General features: G+C 53.5%; 16 protein-coding genes. 14 read left to right on the forward strand and 2 right to left on the reverse strand.

Going from position 1 to position 17,401, the window contains the following annotated elements; translation table 11 throughout:
• Positions 1-29: 29 nt before the first annotated feature.
• Positions 30-1,892 (reverse strand): carbamoyltransferase family protein, encoded by a 1,863-nt coding sequence (locus ABD931_RS15645; protein WP_345268702.1) that lies wholly within the window; start codon positions 1,890-1,892, stop codon positions 30-32.
• A 174-nt stretch (positions 1,893-2,066) separates the two neighbouring features.
• Here ABD931_RS15645 and ABD931_RS15650 point away from each other — a divergent pair, with 174 nt between their 5' ends.
• Positions 2,067-2,954, forward strand: coding sequence for a Ppx/GppA phosphatase family protein (locus ABD931_RS15650; protein WP_345268703.1), 888 nt, complete (start codon positions 2,067-2,069; stop codon positions 2,952-2,954).
• 88 nt (positions 2,955-3,042) lie between these two features.
• Positions 3,043-4,062 (forward strand): GNAT family N-acetyltransferase, encoded by a 1,020-nt coding sequence (locus tag ABD931_RS15655; RefSeq protein ID WP_345268705.1) that lies wholly within the window; start codon positions 3,043-3,045, stop codon positions 4,060-4,062.
• A 2-nt stretch (positions 4,063-4,064) separates the two neighbouring features.
• On the opposite strand, the gene ABD931_RS15660 is transcribed toward ABD931_RS15655, so the two are convergent.
• Positions 4,065-4,934 carry a hypothetical protein gene (locus ABD931_RS15660; protein WP_345268706.1) on the reverse strand — a complete coding sequence of 290 codons (870 nt, stop codon included), beginning with the start codon at positions 4,932-4,934 and terminating at the stop codon, positions 4,065-4,067.
• Between the two features lie 123 nt (positions 4,935-5,057).
• Here ABD931_RS15660 and ABD931_RS15665 point away from each other — a divergent pair, with 123 nt between their 5' ends.
• The 12 genes from ABD931_RS15665 to ABD931_RS15720 are packed head-to-tail and all read left to right on the forward strand — an operon-like array spanning position 5,058 to position 17,329.
• Positions 5,058-6,044, forward strand: coding sequence for an NAD-dependent 4,6-dehydratase LegB (locus ABD931_RS15665; protein ID WP_345268708.1), 987 nt, complete (start codon positions 5,058-5,060; stop codon positions 6,042-6,044).
• Positions 6,037-7,182, forward strand: coding sequence for a LegC family aminotransferase (locus tag ABD931_RS15670; protein WP_345268709.1), 1,146 nt, complete (start codon positions 6,037-6,039; stop codon positions 7,180-7,182). Before ABD931_RS15665 ends, ABD931_RS15670 begins: the two co-directional genes overlap by 8 nt.
• The gene (locus ABD931_RS15675) at positions 7,179-7,826 is read left to right on the forward strand and encodes an acetyltransferase (protein ID WP_345268710.1); all 648 of its coding nucleotides are present in this window, start codon (positions 7,179-7,181) and stop codon (positions 7,824-7,826) included. The genes ABD931_RS15670 and ABD931_RS15675 overlap by 4 nt, the downstream gene beginning before the upstream one ends.
• The gene (gene neuB / locus ABD931_RS15680) at positions 7,823-8,845 is read left to right on the forward strand and encodes an N-acetylneuraminate synthase (RefSeq protein ID WP_345268711.1); all 1,023 of its coding nucleotides are present in this window, start codon (positions 7,823-7,825) and stop codon (positions 8,843-8,845) included. Before ABD931_RS15675 ends, neuB begins: the two co-directional genes overlap by 4 nt.
• A complete protein-coding gene (gene neuC, locus ABD931_RS15685; protein WP_345268713.1) occupies positions 8,842-9,954 on the forward strand; it encodes a UDP-N-acetylglucosamine 2-epimerase in 1,113 nt (370 codons plus the stop codon). The genes neuB and neuC overlap by 4 nt, the downstream gene beginning before the upstream one ends.
• The gene (locus ABD931_RS15690; protein WP_345268714.1) at positions 9,938-10,981 is read left to right on the forward strand and encodes a nucleotidyltransferase family protein; all 1,044 of its coding nucleotides are present in this window, start codon (positions 9,938-9,940) and stop codon (positions 10,979-10,981) included. Before neuC ends, ABD931_RS15690 begins: the two co-directional genes overlap by 17 nt.
• A complete protein-coding gene (locus ABD931_RS15695) occupies positions 10,978-11,673 on the forward strand; it encodes an acylneuraminate cytidylyltransferase family protein (RefSeq protein WP_345268715.1) in 696 nt (231 codons plus the stop codon). Before ABD931_RS15690 ends, ABD931_RS15695 begins: the two co-directional genes overlap by 4 nt.
• A 1-nt stretch (position 11,674) precedes the next feature.
• Positions 11,675-13,210 carry a lipopolysaccharide biosynthesis protein gene (locus tag ABD931_RS15700; protein ID WP_345268716.1) on the forward strand — a complete coding sequence of 512 codons (1,536 nt, stop codon included), beginning with the start codon at positions 11,675-11,677 and terminating at the stop codon, positions 13,208-13,210.
• Positions 13,211-13,228: 18 nt separating this feature from the next.
• Positions 13,229-14,035 (forward strand): FkbM family methyltransferase, encoded by an 807-nt coding sequence (locus ABD931_RS15705; RefSeq protein ID WP_345268718.1) that lies wholly within the window; start codon positions 13,229-13,231, stop codon positions 14,033-14,035.
• 5 nt (positions 14,036-14,040) lie between these two features.
• Positions 14,041-14,886, forward strand: coding sequence for a class I SAM-dependent methyltransferase (locus ABD931_RS15710; RefSeq protein WP_345268719.1), 846 nt, complete (start codon positions 14,041-14,043; stop codon positions 14,884-14,886).
• 2 nt (positions 14,887-14,888) lie between these two features.
• Positions 14,889-16,160, forward strand: a complete 1,272-nt coding sequence (locus ABD931_RS15715; protein ID WP_345268721.1) for a glycosyltransferase family 4 protein — start codon at positions 14,889-14,891, stop codon at positions 16,158-16,160.
• A complete protein-coding gene (locus tag ABD931_RS15720; RefSeq protein ID WP_345268723.1) occupies positions 16,157-17,329 on the forward strand; it encodes a glycosyltransferase in 1,173 nt (390 codons plus the stop codon). The genes ABD931_RS15715 and ABD931_RS15720 overlap by 4 nt, the downstream gene beginning before the upstream one ends.
• Positions 17,330-17,401: the final 72 nt, after the last annotated feature.

Below are 17,401 nucleotides of genomic sequence, written 5' to 3' on the forward strand. Positions count from 1 at the left end.
GAAAATCTAAAACGTTAGGTCAACGGTGGTTAATCCAGCACAAACTCTTCTTTCCAGTTGTCTTTCTCCTGCCACTCCGGCTGCTTCTTTTTGTCGAATACGTAATTGCCCACTACCAGATAGTCCATTTCAGTACGCATAAAACAGCGATACGCATCGTCGGGCGTACAGACAATCGGCTCACCCCGTACGTTAAAGCTTGTGTTGACAATCACCCCGTAGCCAGTCAGTTGCTTAAACGCGTCGATCAGTTGATAATACCGCGGGTTGGTGTCTTTGTGTACGGTTTGAATACGGGCCGAAAAGTCGATATGCGTAATCGACGGCAGATCGGAGCGCTGGTAATACAACTTCTCCCGCAACGGAAACGAATCATAATTGGCGGGCAGGGCCGTCCGCCGTTTATCTACAACCGGATGTACCAGCAGCATATAGGGCGACGGGCCGTTATAGTCAAAATAATCGGCACAATCTTCGGCCAGTACCGAAGGCGCAAATGGACGGAACGACTCCCGATACTTGATCTTCAGGTTCAGTTTCTTTTGCATCTCGGCATTGCGCGGATCGCCCAGGATACTACGCCCACCCAACGCCCGCGGTCCGAACTCCATACGGCCCTGCACCCAGCCCACCACGTTTCCGTCGGCCAGAATACGGGCAACATCGTTACTTAATACGCCAAAGTCATCGAAGTGGGTATATACGGCCTTGTATTTGCGGGCCATCAGCTCCACATCCAGATCCGAGAAGGTAGGGCCCAGGTAAGAGCCCCGCATGGCATCACGTTCGTAATCAATAACGCGCTCGTTGCCAAAATAAATATAATAAGCTGCCAACGCGGCCCCTAACGCGCCACCCGCGTCGCCGGCAGCGGGCTGAATAAAGATCTCGTCAAAAACGCCGGACTTCTGCAATTTGCCATTGGCGACGCAGTTCAGCGCTACCCCGCCGGCCAGCACCAGGTTATTGGCATTGGTCAGTCGCCGGGCTTCTTTGGCCATCTGGATCACAATATCCTCCGTCACCTGCTGAATGGCCAGGCCGAGGTTACAATGGTGCGCCTGAAGTTCATCCTCCGGGTTGCGTTTTGGAAAGCCGAACAGATCGGCCCATTTCTGCTCGTGAACCATCCGCAGGCCGGTAGCATAATCAAAATATGCCTGATTCAGCCAGATAGAGCCATCTTCTTTGATATCGACTAACTTCTCTTTAATGGTCTTCACATAGCGGTCGATGTCTGGCGAAAGCGGGTTACCGTAGGGAGCCAGACCCATTAGCTTATACTCACCGGAGTTTACCTTAAAACCCAGGAAATACGTGAAAGCGGAGTAAAGCAGCCCGAGGGAATGTGGAAATCGTAGCTCTTTCAGGATCGAAATATTCTTGCCTTCTCCGAGGCAGATGGAGGCTGTTGCCCATTCGCCTACGCCATCAACGGTCATGATGGCAGCCCGCTCAAAGGCAGAGGGGTAAAACGCACTGGCGGCATGCGAGAGGTGATGCTCCGGAAACAAAAGTTTAACCTTTTTCTTCGGGTCGTAGCCCAGCTTTTCCAGCTCTTCGCGAATCAGGCGCTTGAGAAAAAGCTTCTCCTTTAGCCAGACAGGTATTGCCATCAGGAACGACGAAATACCTTTGGGAGCAAACGTATAATACGTCTCCAGCAGCCGCTCGAACTTCAGCAGGGGTTTGTCGTAAAAGACAATGGCATCGAGCTGGTTGAGCGTGGTTCCGCCGTACTGAAGACAATGTTGTATTGCATTCGCCGGAAAGTTCGGATCGTGTTTCTTTCGGGTGAACCGTTCCTCCTGAGCAGCAGCAACAATACGCCCATCCTCGATCAACGCTGCGGCAGAGTCATGGTAAAAGGCTGAAATACCTAAAATTGTCATGAAAGATTGGGATAATCAAACAGGTCAAAATTAAGGGGAATTCTAATAAACAAAAATTCATGTTAAGCCTTTCTGCCAATTTCTGAGTAACCGGAATTCAACGGGTGCCCAATAGCAGCGTTATAAAATTGCTATCTTTGGCCGTTTATTTCAGCACACGTAACAGACTGTAAGTTGAAAATTGCGGCTATTGATATCGGCTCTAACGCAGCCCGGTTACAGATTTCAACGGTTCTTCACAACGCTGACGCGGTTAGTTTCAAGCGCGTAGAATATGTTCGCTTTCCCCTCCGGCTCGGCCACGATGTTTTTTCCTTTGGCTCTCTCACGCCCGAAAGTATTGAGCGTACCACCAAACTCATGCAGGTCTACAAACTGCTGATGGAACTGCACGAGGTGGAAGGCTACATGGCCTGCGCCACCTCTGCCATGCGCGAATCGGAAAACGGCCACGCCGTTGCCAGCTACATTAAATCCGAAACGGGTATTCCCATTCACATCATCGACGGCCAGAAAGAAGCCCAGCTCATTAATAATGTAGTAGTTCAGGCTCTCGACGACCGGCAGTATCTGCACATCGATGTGGGGGGTGGTAGCACAGAGCTTAATCTGTATCTCAACCGGCAGAAGATCAATTCCAAATCGTTTAAAATCGGATCGGTCCGGCTGCTGGAGGGCAAAGAAACCAAAGGAGCCTGGACAAAAATGGAGCACTGGATTGAGGAGAACGTTGACTCGTCCCGCGAAATCATTGCGGTAGGCACGGGCGGCAACATCAGCAAGCTGTTCAATATGGTGTCCAAGCTATCGGAAACGACCACTACGCTGGCCGAAATAAAACGGATGAAGAACTACATTGCCCACTTTAGCCTGGATGACCGAATTAATAAGCTCCGGCTCAACGCCGACCGGGCCGACGTGATTGTACCGGCCGCCGAGATCTATATCTGCGCGATGGAATGGGCCGGTGCCCAAACGATTGTGGTTCCTGATCTGGGTCTGAAAGACGGCATTATCCAACTTGTTTTCGAGCAGCTTAGCAAACGAAAAAAGCGGAAGTAACCGCATTAGCAAAACGTCGTTTCGTTTTACCTTTTCCGGCAAATAGGGGCAGAAGCTATACGGATTTCAAAAAACGGAGTTGATCAGGATGGCCGAAAACCTGGGAGATGAGTATGAAGTCAGATGCCTGACCACGGCTGCGGAGACTGTACCCCTACCGCCCTTCTCTTTTGATGTCTTTCTGTACCTACAGCCCGAACACGTAGCCTTACAGGCAGGCCCTGATTGGCAGATGTATGTGCTGCTCAATAAACAAACCGCACAGATAGATGGGCTGGCGCATTTCTTTCGGGAGAATGCGCTGGCACGCTCTCCCTGGCGGGCACCCTTTGGCGGGGTTCAACTGCGCCAGGGTCTGCCCGAAATCACGGCAACGGCTTTTTTGCATCATCTCCAGCTTCATCTTTGGCAGCAGGGCATCCGTCAGGTGCAGTGGCTGCAGTGTCCGGATGCCTATGCCCCCGAAACCAATAAATGGCTACGAGCTGTGTTGCCCGGTTATGGCTACACGTTGCAATATAACCAACTGAACCACCATATTCCGGTTACAGAATCGCCGTTTACCGCTAACCTGCATGATTCCCTCCGCAGACGACTCAGAAAGTGCCGGAAGGCCGGCTTCCTGTTTCAACAGGAAGCCGCAGTCACGCTGCCCGAAGCCTATGCGTTTATAAAACGCTGTCGGGACGAGAAACAGAAGCCACTTTCGTTATCGCTCGACCAGTTGAGCCGCTATTTCGATCTGTTTCCGGATCGTTACTTTCTCTTTACGGTGCGAACGGAGGGCGAACTGGCTGCGGTGGGCGTGGCGGTATTGGTTACACAGGGTATTCTGAATCATCTGTACCCCGCCAGCCCCAAACGCTTTAATACGTATAGCCCCTCAGTGCTGCTGAATGCCGGCTTGTATACCTATTGTCAGAGCCGGCATATTTCTATGCTGGACCTGGGCGTGTCGGCACCCGTACAGGAGCGCGAAGAAGACTATAGTGGGTTATTTACCTTCAAAGAACGGCTGGGCGGTCTTCCTTCCTGGAAACCTGCTTTTCTGAACGCGGATCCCGGTACCCGAACCTCTCCCAACCTGGTATTCGGGAAGACACTGTAGTGTCAGGCCTCAGCTACTTCTGTTGTTTTGTAAATGTCCAGGGTGTGTTGTTTAGGAAAACTGTCTACCAGGCCCTGCCGGTTCAGGTTCACAATCGGGTAGTTCTTAAACTTTTCGAGGTGTTTGAACAGGTAATGATGAAAATACAGCAACTCACCTACACTGTTGGCATGGGTATCCCGCACTCTGGAAGGAGCAGCCCCCGGCCTGTCGTAGAAATGTTTGTCGATATAGTACATATCGTTATGCTCATCGACCATCAGGTTCAGGAAGTAATCATTATCGAAGCCGCAGATATAGATCTGACTGTAGCCCATATAACACGCAGCCGCCAGGGCTTTGTAGGAGGTCATGGAGATATAACTGCGCGGCCCGGTAATGGTAATCCGGCTGAGAAACAGATTACCCCGGTCGTAGTAGCCAAACTTTTTGCGGAACGGTGCCTTACGATAATGCTCAAGCGGCACAAAACAGGTAATGTCTGTCTGACTCAGGAGCGCCATATCCCGCTGCAGCCGCTCGGTCAGATGCGGGTACCGCTCCGGATAAAAAAACGCCGGATCACTCAGCAGGTAATAATCGGGAACTACCACCTCCGCCAGGGGCGAGCTGATGTACGAATTAACCGCAAAGACCTCAAACCCGCTTTCCTGCTGCAGGCGGGCAATCTTCTGCGGGTCGAGTTTGGCAACAGAAGGTCCGTTAGCCAGCACTATGGCCTGTTTCGCTCGCTTACTGCCTTTCAGCCGCCGGGTTTGCTGCAGATAGCCATAATTCCGGATAACCACCTTAAACCGGTAATACCAGTTACGGGCTACGGTATCCAGCCAGAACAGAAGAATGCGCGGTATATTCAGATCGAGGTACTTCATCAATGGCCACAAAAACAGGATGCAAAGCTACTACGAATACCCCAGACTGCGTAGCGGAGAGACGCTGCGTTGCCACCCCATATTTATTTCTTAATTTTGTCTGGTTGCGAACACCTCCTGTGGATGAAAAACGTACTAGTTACCGGTGCCGACGGTTTTATCGGCAGCCATTTGGTAGAGAAACTCCTGGAAGACGGGTATGCCGTAAAAGCCTTTACGTATTACAATTCCTTTAATAGCTGGGGCTGGCTGGACACCCTTCCGGCCGAAAAACTACAGTCGGTAGAAATCTTTGCCGGTGATGTGCGCGACCCAAACGGCGTACGGACAGCCCTGAAAGGCGTTGATATCGTTTTTCACCTGGCCGCACTTATTGCCATCCCGTACAGCTATCATTCGCCGGACAGCTACGTCGATACCAACATCAAGGGTACGCTCAATATTTTGCAGGCAGCCCGCGATATAGGCGTCGAAAAAGTGCTGGTGACCTCTACATCGGAGGTATACGGCACCGCCCTGACCGTACCCATCGACGAAACGCACCCGCGACAGGGGCAATCGCCCTACTCGGCTACCAAAATCGGGGCCGACTTTATGGCCGAATCCTTTTACCGTAGTTTCAACCTGCCAGTGGTAACGGTTCGTCCGTTTAACACCTATGGTCCGCGACAATCGGCCAGGGCCGTTATTCCAACTATCATAACGCAGTTGCTCAACGGATACCGCCAGATCAAGCTGGGAGCCCTCCACCCCACCCGCGATCTGGTGTTTGTCAAAGACACGGTCAGTGGCTTTGCCGAAATAGCGAAACAGGATGCGCTGATCGGGCAGGAGGTAAATATTGCTACCAACGCCGAAATCAGTATAGGTGACCTGGCGCATAAAATCATCGACCTGATGGGGGTGCAGGCCGAACTTGTTTCAGATGACCTCCGGTTGCGACCGGAAAAAAGCGAGGTAGAGCGGTTAATGGGGTCTAATCATAAGATTACGTCGGCTACACCGTGGCGGCCCCGCTATACGCTCGACCAGGGACTCCGGGAAACCATTGAGTGGTTCAGCAATCCCGATAATCTTAACCAGTATAAGGCGCATATCTATAATGTTTGACCAGTTTGTTCAGTTTGTACGCGATCAGTTTGGCGAACAGGAGCGCTTTATTCCGTTGCACGAACCCCGCTTTACGGGCAACGAGAAAAAATACGTCAATGATGCTATTGATTCGACGTTTGTCTCGTCGGTTGGCAAGTACGTCGACCGTTTTGAAAACATGATCCGGGCGTATACCGGGGCCTCCTACGCCATTGCCACAGTAAACGGTACGGCGGCTCTGCACATTGCCCTGATCCTGGCAGGTGTTAAACGCGATGAACTGGTCATCACTCAACCGCTGTCGTTTATCGCCACCAGCAACGCCATTTCCTATACCGGGGCTGAGCCTTGCTTTGTCGACATCGACCCGGCGACGCTCAGCCTTAGTCCCGAAAAACTGGCCGTATTTCTGAGCGAGCAGACAACCGTCAGCGAAGGAAACTGTTACCATACAGCCAGTGGGAAGCGCATTGCCGCCTGTGTACCAATGCACACGTTCGGGCACCCGGCGGAAATTGACGCTATTGTCCAACTCTGCAACACCTATCATATCCCCGTAATCGAAGATGCGGCCGAATCGCTGGGCAGCACCTACCAGGGCCGGCAAACGGGTACGTTCGGGTTGGTAGGCACCTACAGCTTCAACGGGAACAAAACCATTACCTGCGGGGGCGGAGGCATGGTAGTTACCAACGATGAAACGCTCGGCAAACTGGCCAAACACCTGACCACCCAGGCTAAGGTGCCGCATAAATGGGCGTTTGACCACGATTATATCGGTTATAACTACCGTTTACCTAATCTGAACGCGGCCATGGCCTGCGCCCAGCTGGAGCAACTGGATGGGTTTATTGCCAATAAGCGGGAGCTGGCCCGCCTGTATGAAGCGTTCTTTGCCACCACTTCGTACCCGTTTATCCGGGAGCCGGCCCGGAGTCAGTCAAATTACTGGCTGAACGCCATCTTACTGCATGACCGCCGGGAGCGGGACGAGTTTCTGGAATATACCAACAGCCGGGGTATAATGACCCGACCGGCCTGGACGCTGCTGACCAAACTTCCTATGTTCAGCCACTGTCTGCGGGACGATATGTCTGTTGCCGAATACATAGAAGACCGGCTGGTTAACATCCCCAGCAGCGTACGAACGACATGAGCCGGGAACCGTTGATTCTGGTAGGCGGTGGCGGTCACTGCAAATCGGTGATCGAGGTGGTAGAAGCCTCCGGTCAGTTCAGTATTGCGGGGATTGTCGACGTCAGCGAAAAAATAGGCACCGAGGTCAGTGGGTATAAAGTAATTGCCGGCGATGCGGATCTGGACTTGCTGGTGGGCTCTTACCGTTATTTTCTGGTAACGGTTGGGCAGGTCCGGTCCGGTGCCGTCCGCAGCCGTCTTTTTCACCTGATAAAAAGCCGGGGCGGTATACTGCCCACCCTGATAGCGCCCACTGCCTACGTTTCCGGCCGGGCAACACTCGGCGAAGGGTCGGTGGTTCACCACCATGCCTTTGTCAATGCCGGCGCGCAGATCGGGGTAAACTGCATCATCAACACCTCCGCGCTGGTTGAGCACGATGCCCGTATCGGCGACCACTGCCATATAGCAACGGCAGCCGTTATTAACGGCGATTGTTCCGTGGCCGATCATTGTTTTGTGGGTAGCCATGCCGTAGTGGCGCACGGTATTACGGTAGCCTCCAGCTGCCTGATTGGCGCAGGAGCCGTTGTCTTAACCCATACGGAAGCCAATACCCTGTACGCGGGCAATCCGGCGGTTTTCAAAAAGAAAATACAATGAGCAGAACATTAATTATTGCCGAAGCCGGTGTTAACCACAATGGCAGCACCGACCTCGCCAGACAATTGATTGATATAGCCGCCGATGCCGGAGCCGATATTGTCAAGTTTCAGACGTTTAAGGCCGAAAAGCTGGTCAGCTCCTCGGCCCGGAAAGCCGACTACCAGGTGACCAATATGCCCGGCGAGGCCGATACCTCCCAGTTCGGTATGCTGAAAAAGCTGGAACTCTCGCCGGAGCAGCACCGGGAGCTGATGGCCCACTGCCGGACGCGGAACATCCGGTTTCTGTCTACCGCCTTTGACCTGGAGAGCCTTGCTTTTCTGGCCGGGCTGGGCCTGGAGGTCTTTAAGATTCCGTCCGGCGAAATCACTAACCTGCCTTACCTGCGACAAATCGGCCGTTTTGGCAAGCAGGTGATTGCCTCGACCGGTATGGCCACAATGGACGATATTGAGGCTATGCTGGCGGTGCTGACCTCCGCCGGCACGCCAAAAGAAAACATTACGGTGCTGCACTGCAATACCGATTATCCGTCACCTTTTCAGGACGTGAACCTGCGGGCCATGCAAACCATCAGGGATACGTTTGGGGTTGCGGTCGGGTACTCCGACCATACCCCCGGCATTGAAGTTCCTGTTGCGGCCGTGGCGCTTGGGGCCACCGTCATTGAAAAACACATTACCCTCGACCGCTCGCTGGAAGGCCCCGATCACCTCGCTTCGCTGGAACCCGAGGAACTCCGGCACATGGTCCGGGCCATCCGGCATATTGAGGTAGCCTTAGGCGACGGCGTGAAGAAGCCGACGCCCTCCGAACAAAAAAACATGGCAGTGGCCCGCAAAAGTATTCACCTGGGGCAGGCGCTGCCGGCCGGCCATGTGCTGACCGAGGCCGACCTGGTTATGAAACGCCCCGGCAGCGGGATCTCGCCCATGCAGATGGATAGGGTAATTGGCCGTACCCTGGCCGTTGATGCAGCCTCCGATCACCTTTTAACATGGGAAGACCTGCAATGAAAATTGGCGTTCTGACCAGTTCCCGGGCCGATTACAGCATTTATTACCCCCTGCTGGTAGAGCTGGCACGCGATCCTTCTTTTGACCTTGGTATCATTGCCTTCGGCACACACCTGTCCCGGCATCACGGCCATACCGTCGACCAGATCATTGCCGACGGCTTTGCGGTAACGCACCGGATCGGGACCATGCCGCCGGGCGATGCGCCGGCCGACATCAGCTGGGCTATGGGTGCTACCCTACAGGCGTTTTCAGCGCTATGGCCGCAGGAAACCTACGACCTGGTTTTCTGCCTCGGCGATCGCTACGAAATGTTTGCGGCTGTGGCCAGTACGCTGCCGTTCAACCTGCCGGTAGCCCATATACACGGGGGCGAAACTACACTGGGGGCCATTGATAATGCCTTCCGGCACGCCATATCGGTCATGTCGGCGTATCATTTTACCACCACCGACGTTTACAAAGAACGGGTTATCACGCTGACCGGGTCGGCAGAGAATGTGTTCAACGTAGGTGCACTGAGTATCGACAACCTTAGCCACCTGACGCTGCTGACCAAAAGCGAATTCAGGGAGAAGTACGGTATCGACCTCGATATACCGACCATTCTGATTACGTTTCATCCGGAAACGGTATCGTTTGAGAAGAATAAAGAACATGTAGCGGAACTCATTGAGGCCCTGACGCAATTAACGGATTATCAGCTGGTCATTACCATGCCCAATGCCGATACTATGGGCAATTATGTACGCGAGCAACTCGTTCGGTTTATAGACCGGCACGATAACGCTATTGGTATCGAGTCATTCGGCACGATCGGTTATCTTTCGTGCATGAAATACTGCCGCTTTATGTTGGGAAACACCTCCAGCGGCTTTGTCGAAGCCAGCTTTTTCCCGAAGTACGTGATCAACCTGGGAAATCGGCAGGACGGACGGCTTGTAACACCCAATATCCTTAGCTGCGACCTGAAAGCCGCCCGCATTGTTGATGCCGTGCGTACCCTTGAAAATGCTCCCGTACCGGCGCCGATAGCCGTTTACGGCCGTGGAACCGCAGCCCAACACATTGTTTCTATTTTAAAACAGCTTAGTGGAAGATTACAGTAAACATATTATCCCGCAGGATGCGCCCATTACCACCGCGCTGGGGCAAATTAGCAGTCTTGGCCAGTACCTCACCCTGTTTGTGACCGATAAGGCCGGGAAACTGCTGGGCACGCTGACCGATGGGGATATCCGCCGGGGGCTCCTGAGCGGTAAGCCCCTCACCGACCCGGTAAGCCGGTTCATGAATACCCACTACCGGTTTCTCCGCCAGAACGAGTACGATACAGAGACCATCCGGCGGTTTCGCGGGCAACTGCTGCAGCTTATTCCGGAGCTTGACGAACACAACCGGATCATACGCATCATTAACCTGGCAAAGACAAAAGCGCTGTTGCCGGTCGATGCCGTTATTATGGCCGGCGGCCGGGGCGAACGGCTGCTGCCCCTTACCCGTAATACACCAAAACCCCTGCTGAAAGTAGGAGACAAGCCTATTATTGAGCATAATGTAGACCGACTTATCCGCTTTGGTATCAACCACATCCATATCACTACCCGGTACCTTGGTGAGCAACTGGAAGATTACTTTGGCGACGGTTCATCCAGGGGAGTACATATTGATTACACCCGGGAAGACGAACCCCTGGGCACCATCGGATCACTGCGGCTGACGAACAACTACCATTCCGATGCCGTGCTGCTGATGAATTCCGATCTGCTCACCAATATTGATTTCGAAGACTTTTACGAAGAGTTCCGGCGGCACAACGCCGATATGTCGGTCGCTACGGTACCTTATCCGGTCAGTATTCCCTACGCCGTGCTGGAGACGCAGGATGGGGATATTCTGTCGCTGAAAGAAAAGCCCACGTACACCTATTATATCAATGCCGGCATTTACCTGATGAAGCGGGCCGTGATAGACCTGATACCAGCGGGCCAGTATAATGCAACCGATCTGCTCGACCGGCTCATCGACGGGCAGTATAAAGTAACCTACTTTCCGCTGCTGGGCTACTGGCTCGACATCGGCCGGCCCGAGGATTACCAGAAAGCGTGTGTGGATATAAACCACATTACCTTATGAGGTGCCTGTTTCTGATCACGGCGAGAGGTGGCTCCAAAGGTATTCCCGGCAAAAACATTAAGCCTTTTGTGGGTAAACCCTTGCTGTATTACGCCATCGATACCGCCCGGAAACTGGCCTCCGATAAGGATATATGCTTGTCGACCGATGACGACGCCATTATCAAAGCGGCCGAACTCTATGGGCTGCGGGTACCATTTAAGCGGCCGGCCGCTCTGGCTACCGACCGGAGCGGGAGCTATGAGGTAATTCTCCATGCGGTAGATTTCTATAAACAACAGGGGAAACGCCCGGAGGCTGTCGTGCTGCTTCAGCCCACATCACCCTTTCGGACCGACCAGCATGTGCGGGAAGCCCTGGCGCTGTATTCCGACGAACTCGACATGGTAGTATCGGTGACCGAGTCGGCGAGTAACCCCTACTACAACCTGTTTGAAGAAAATCCGGAAGGCTATCTGGAGCGGTCGAAAAAAGGCCATTTTGCCCGGCGGCAGGACTGCCCGCCGGTGTATGAATACAACGGAGCCGTGTATGTAATCAATACGGCATCGCTGGCGCAAATGCCGCTCAGCCAGTTTACCAGAATAAGAAAATACGTCATGAGCGCCGAGGATTCCGTCGACCTGGATACTCCGCTCGATTGGGAAATTGCCGAGTTTCTGGCCGGCAAGCGTTCCCGGACAGGAGCATAAAATGGGTATTATCAAGAAACAGGCTATTCAGGGGACTATCTTCTCCTATGCCGGTGTGGTGCTGGGGTTTATTACTACGGGTATTCTGATGCCCCATATGCTCAGCAAAGACCAGGTGGGTCTGCTGGGGCTGCATGTCTCCGGGGCCATTATGCTGGCTCAGTTTGCCGGCCTGGGCGTCAGCAATGCCGGGGTCCGGTATTTTACCTACTTTCGGGATTACGAGCGCCAGCACAACGGCTTTTTGCTGATTACCATTATCGCTTCGCTCATTGGTTTTCTACTGAGTACCGGAGTCTTACTGGCGCTCCGTCCGCTGATTGTCGAGTGGTACGGTAAAAACTCACAGTTGTTTGTTTACTACTATTACCTGCTGATACCGGTTACGTTTTTTACCCTCTTTTTCGGCCTGTTCGATAACTACGCCAAGCTGCTTTACGATTCGGTAACGGGTACGTTCCTCCAGCAGTTTGTGCAGCGGCTGCTGATTATGGGGGCGGTGGTGGTGTATGGGCTGGGGCAGGTATCGTTTCCGGCGTTTCTGGGTTTATGGTTGCTGTCGCTGGCGCTACCCCTGCTCATGCTTATCGGCAAAATAGCCCGCAACAAAGCGCTCGCGCTAAACCGGCAGTACATCCGCGTTGACGAGACCATGCGCCGGCAACTGGGCCGCTATGCCTCGCTGACGTTGCTGACCGGCCTGTCGTCGCAGGTTATTCTGCATATCGATAAATACATGGTCAGCCACTACCTGGGCCTGACGGCGGCTGGCATCTATACCATTTGTTCGTATTTCGGCACCGTAATTCAAATGCCGGCCATGGCGCTGTACAAGGTGTCGGGGGTGATTATTGCCGACTCCTGGAAAACCAATGACCTGGCCAATATTCAGAACATATACCGCAAAAGCTGCCTGATTCAACTCGTAGCCGGCTGCCTGGTTTTTGTGGGTGTAGCCGCTAATCTGCCCAGTATTTTCAGGATTTTGCCGGCCGGCTACGAAGCAGGCTACTATGTAATTCTGTGGATCGGGCTGGGTAAGCTGTTTGATATGGCTACGGGCGTCAATGGCATGATTCTGGCCACCTCCCGGTACTACGCCTACGATTCGGCGTTTTTTATTCTTCTGGTCGTTATTACCTTTCTGACAACCCAATACATGCTGCCCCGCTATGGGCAGGAAGGAGCCGCCATTGCAGCCGCTTTTGCCACCGCCCTGTTCAACAGTATGCGCACGTGGTTTGTCTGGTACAAGTTTGGTCTGCAACCGTTCTCGTGGCGCAACGGTATTGTCCTGGTCATTGCGGCTGGTATCTGGGCGCTGGCAGCGGCCGTGCCGAATACCTCAGACACCTGGCTTTCGATCGGGGTCGACGTATTGGTGCGCTCATTATGCATAACGCTGCTTTTTCTGGGCACGCTGTATGTCTCTCGGATCGTACCCGACCTGAACCACCTGATCCTGAATACGCTGAACCGGTTCAGGAACCGGACTGCCATTGCACCGGCTGATAATAAGCAGCAGGAATCGCGGTAAACTCACTACTTTTGCCCCATGTTTTTAGCCCGGTTTTTGTTTAAAGATGCGTATCGGTCGGTTACCAATCCAAGCGGCCGCGAATTCCTAAGGCTGCTGCTGCGGTACGCCGACCGGAAACGGTACATGCCTACGCTGGTTTCTTTTGACGACTATCAGTTCACGGTTCCCGATGCCTTTTCGTTCGTCTGGCAGTATAAGGAGATCTTCGTCGATGAATTTTACCGGTTTGGCACTCAGCAAACCAATCCCGTTATTCTGGATTGCGGGGCTAATATCGGCATGAGCGTGGCTTATTTCCGGAAGCACTACCCCACTGCCCGCATTGTTGCCTTCGAAGCGGATCCGGCCATTGGGGCCATTCTCCAGCAGAATATCAGCCAGAACCACATAGCCAATGTTGAGGTCGTGAATAAAGCCGTCTGGGTTAACAACGACGGTATTCTGTTCGGTAGTGAAGCCGCCGACTCGTCGTCCATCTATTCGCAAAGTCCGAAAAACGTTGTTCCGTCGGTTCGCTTGCATGATTATCTGGTCCAGGAGCCCCGCGTAGATATGCTGAAGATTGACATTGAAGGTGCCGAAACCGACGTGCTGGACGACTGCCGCCATGTGTTAGGCCATGTGCAGAACCTCTTTGTCGAGTTTCATTCGTACATCGGGCAACCCCAGTCACTGGCCAGGGTAGTGCAGATTCTGGAAGAAAACGGCTTCCGGTACTACGTCAACACCTACCAGGATCGCAACAAGCCGTTTATCAATCACCAGTATAAAAACAATACGGTAATGGATCTGCAGTTAAACCTCTTTGCCTGGCGGCCATAAATTATATGAAAGCATTACTAATCCGTATTTTTGGCAAAGAGCGTCTGTATAAGGTACGAAAATCGTACGCGGTTAACTTGCTTCCCCGTATCTGGCACGCCAGCCGCTCCTACAATTACCGGTACGGTCAGATTCTCCAGTGGGCGCTGCAATCCCGCGAAGACACAAACTTCACTTACCCACTTCCCGAGGATAATATTTTGTATCTGGCCTGCACCATTAATGTGGTTACCAATACGCCGGTCGACCAGGTAGTAGCCTATATTCGGGAAGCTCAAACCGACGATACCCTAAAAGAGCACATTATTAATAAAATCAAGCAATCTCCCTACAAACTCGTAGCGGATGAACGGGTAGAGTTCGGTCGTCGTTTGGGATGGTATGCATTGGTTCGTATTCTGAAGCCGGGTGTTATAATTGAAACCGGAGTCGACAAGGGTATGGGGTCTGTTTTATTATGTTCGGCCCTCCTGCGGAATGGTCAGGAAGGACATCCGGGACAATACTACGGAACGGATATCAACCCCAGAGCCGGTTATCTGTTAGATGGTCCTTACCAGGAGGTAGGCAAAATACTGTACGGCGATTCTATAGAAAGTCTGCGGGCGCTGGATGCCCAGATTGATTTATTCATTAATGACAGCGATCACTCTGCCGATTATGAATACCGAGAATACGACACCATCTATCCTAAGTTAAGTTCTAAAGCCGTTCTACTCGGCGACAATGCCCACATAACCAGCAAACTGGCCAGCTTTTCAGTAGAGAAAGGGCGTAGGTTTCTCTTTTACCAGGAGGTCCCGGCTGCTCATTGGTATCCGGGAGCAGGCATTGGCTTTTCCTTTGTCTGAGCATGAAAATTGTACAGCTAAGCACATACCACACCACCGGCGGAGCAGCTGTGGCGGCTACGCGTCTCCACCGGGCTTTGCAGCGTTACGGCATCGACAGCAGCCTGCTGGTTGGTACGTCAAGGCGTCAGGAGATGCCCCAACCGGATCCTGGTGTAATACGCCTGGCCAATAATTTCCTGGCCGATCAGATGGCATTTGGCCGGTTTGTGACCGAGCGGCTGTTTTTTCTGCCCTACGAACGGGATAAATCGGTTCGGTTTCAATTTTCGCCCGCCATTACCGGTGCCGATCTGACCTTTCACCCGGCCATTCAGCAGGCCGATATTATTCATCTGCACTGGATAAACTTCGGTTTTCTGTCGGTAAAGGGCTTAGGCAGGCTGTTCAGGCTGGGCAAGCCCGTGGTCTGGACCCTGCACGATATGTGGATGTTTACGGGCGGCTGTCACTACAGCCGGGGCTGCGACCACTACCAAACGCACTGCCACCATTGCCCCTATCTGCGCCGGCCCGGAGAGCACGACCTGTCTTTTCAGGTTTTTGACGATAAACGACAGGCGTATCAGGATGCACCGCTTACCGTGGTTTCGCCCAGTCGATGGCTGCGCGACCTCGCCGGTAGCAGTCCACTCGGCCGGGCCTTCCAGGCACTGACGATCCCCAACCCGATCGATACCGATGTATTCCAGCCGGCAAACCGCCAGGCAATACGCGAACGTTTAGGCTTACCGACAGACCGGCCGCTGATTCTGTTCGGCAGTTTCAATACCGCCGATCCACGCAAAGGTTTCCAGTACTTTACCGAAGCCCTCCGGTTGCTGAAGGACCGGCTGAACGCTATACAACCCGAAATTCTGATCTTCGGTAAGGGGCATGCCGGCAATTTTGTCCATCTGCCCTTTCCAGTACGGCACCTTGGCCTGCTCACCACCGAAGCGCAGACCGCTGCTGCCTACAATGCCGCCGATGTCATGGTAGTCCCCTCGCTGGAAGATAATCTGCCTAATACGGTGGTGGAGTCGCTGGCGTGCGGCACGCCGATAATCGGCTTTCAAACCGGCGGTATTCCTGAGATGATCGACCACCAGCAGAATGGATATCTGGCCGCGGTTGGTTCGGCCGAAGAACTGGCCGAAGGCATGCACTGGCTGTTGACCACTGCCAACCCGGCCGCGCTCCGGGAACAGGCCCGGCAAACGGCCGAGAAGCGGTTTTCGGAGCCGGTGGTAGCCCAGCAGTTTCTGGAACTATACACATCGCTGCTGCCATGACAAGCGATCGCGCTCTTACCATTGTCAACCGGCACTATCCGCCCAATCCGGGCATAACGGGCGAATCGGCCTGGGACCTGGCCAAATACCTCATCGAGCAGCATCACATTCAGGTAAACATCGTTCATATCGATCGCACCTATGCCGGTGGGGGGCAGGTACGCCGGCCGGTGGGTGAAACGTATGCCGTAAAGACAATATATGAAGGCAATAATGGCCTGCTCCGACTGGTGGCGGGGCTGCTGGATGGCTTTCTGTTGCTGCGTAAAGCTTTAGCCGTACGTCAGGGTCCGCTATTGGTGATGACCAGTCCGCCCATGCTGCCCTTCTGGGCTGCTATCCTGCTGGGCCGGCGCATCCCCTATTGGCTGTGGGCAATGGATCTGTTTCCGGAAGGGTTTGCCGCCGAGGGAAAGGTCAGCCCGGCTAATTTTCTGTACCGCTGGGTCATCCGCAAAACCTACCGGCACGCCCCCGAGTGGCTCATCGCCCTTGGACCCGAGCAGGCTGCTCATATCCGGGCAAAGTACCAGCGCCCTGATCTACCCACCATTGTGCTCCCCTGTGGTGTGCTGATGCACCAGGACCGGGACCCGCAGCCGCCTGCCTGGCGCACAGACAACACCAAAGTATACCTCGGCTATGCCGGTAATCTGGGTCAGCCCCACTCCGCCGAATTTCTGCTCAGCGTTATCCGTCACCTCGATCCGCAACGCTACCACCTGGTGCTGGCCCTGTACGGCGAAAAAGCCGATGAGGTCATTCGGGCCGCATCCGGACAGAAAGGCATAACCCTGCTGAAACACATTCCGCGCAGCCAGTTACACTACCTGGACCTGCAACTGGTCAGCCTGCTCCCCCACTGGACGCATATAGCGGTGCCCTCCAAGGCGGTGAGTGCCGTGTGTGCCGGTTCCCCGATTCTGTTCTACGGAAGCCGCGAGAGTGACAGTTATGTTCTGCTCCAGGAAGCTGCTTTTCTGATCGATGCGGCCCGGGATATGGACGGTCAAATTCTTGCGTTTCTGCGCGAGCTCACCCCGGCACTACTGGCCACCAGGAAAATGGCTGCGGCTCATGTGGCTGAACAGTTACAACAATCGGTCACGAGCGCGTATCAAACTCTGGCCCGCCTGATTACCGGAAATACCCTAAAAATTATAAAATGAGTTATGCGAAATTTTCGTGAACCCCGTTTTACAAAAATTTTATACGTGTTTTTTTAACATAATGCCAATAAA

Origin of the sequence: Nibrella viscosa, assembly GCF_039541875.1 — a bacterium.
Lineage (GTDB): Bacteria > Bacteroidota > Bacteroidia > Cytophagales > Spirosomataceae > Nibrella > Nibrella viscosa.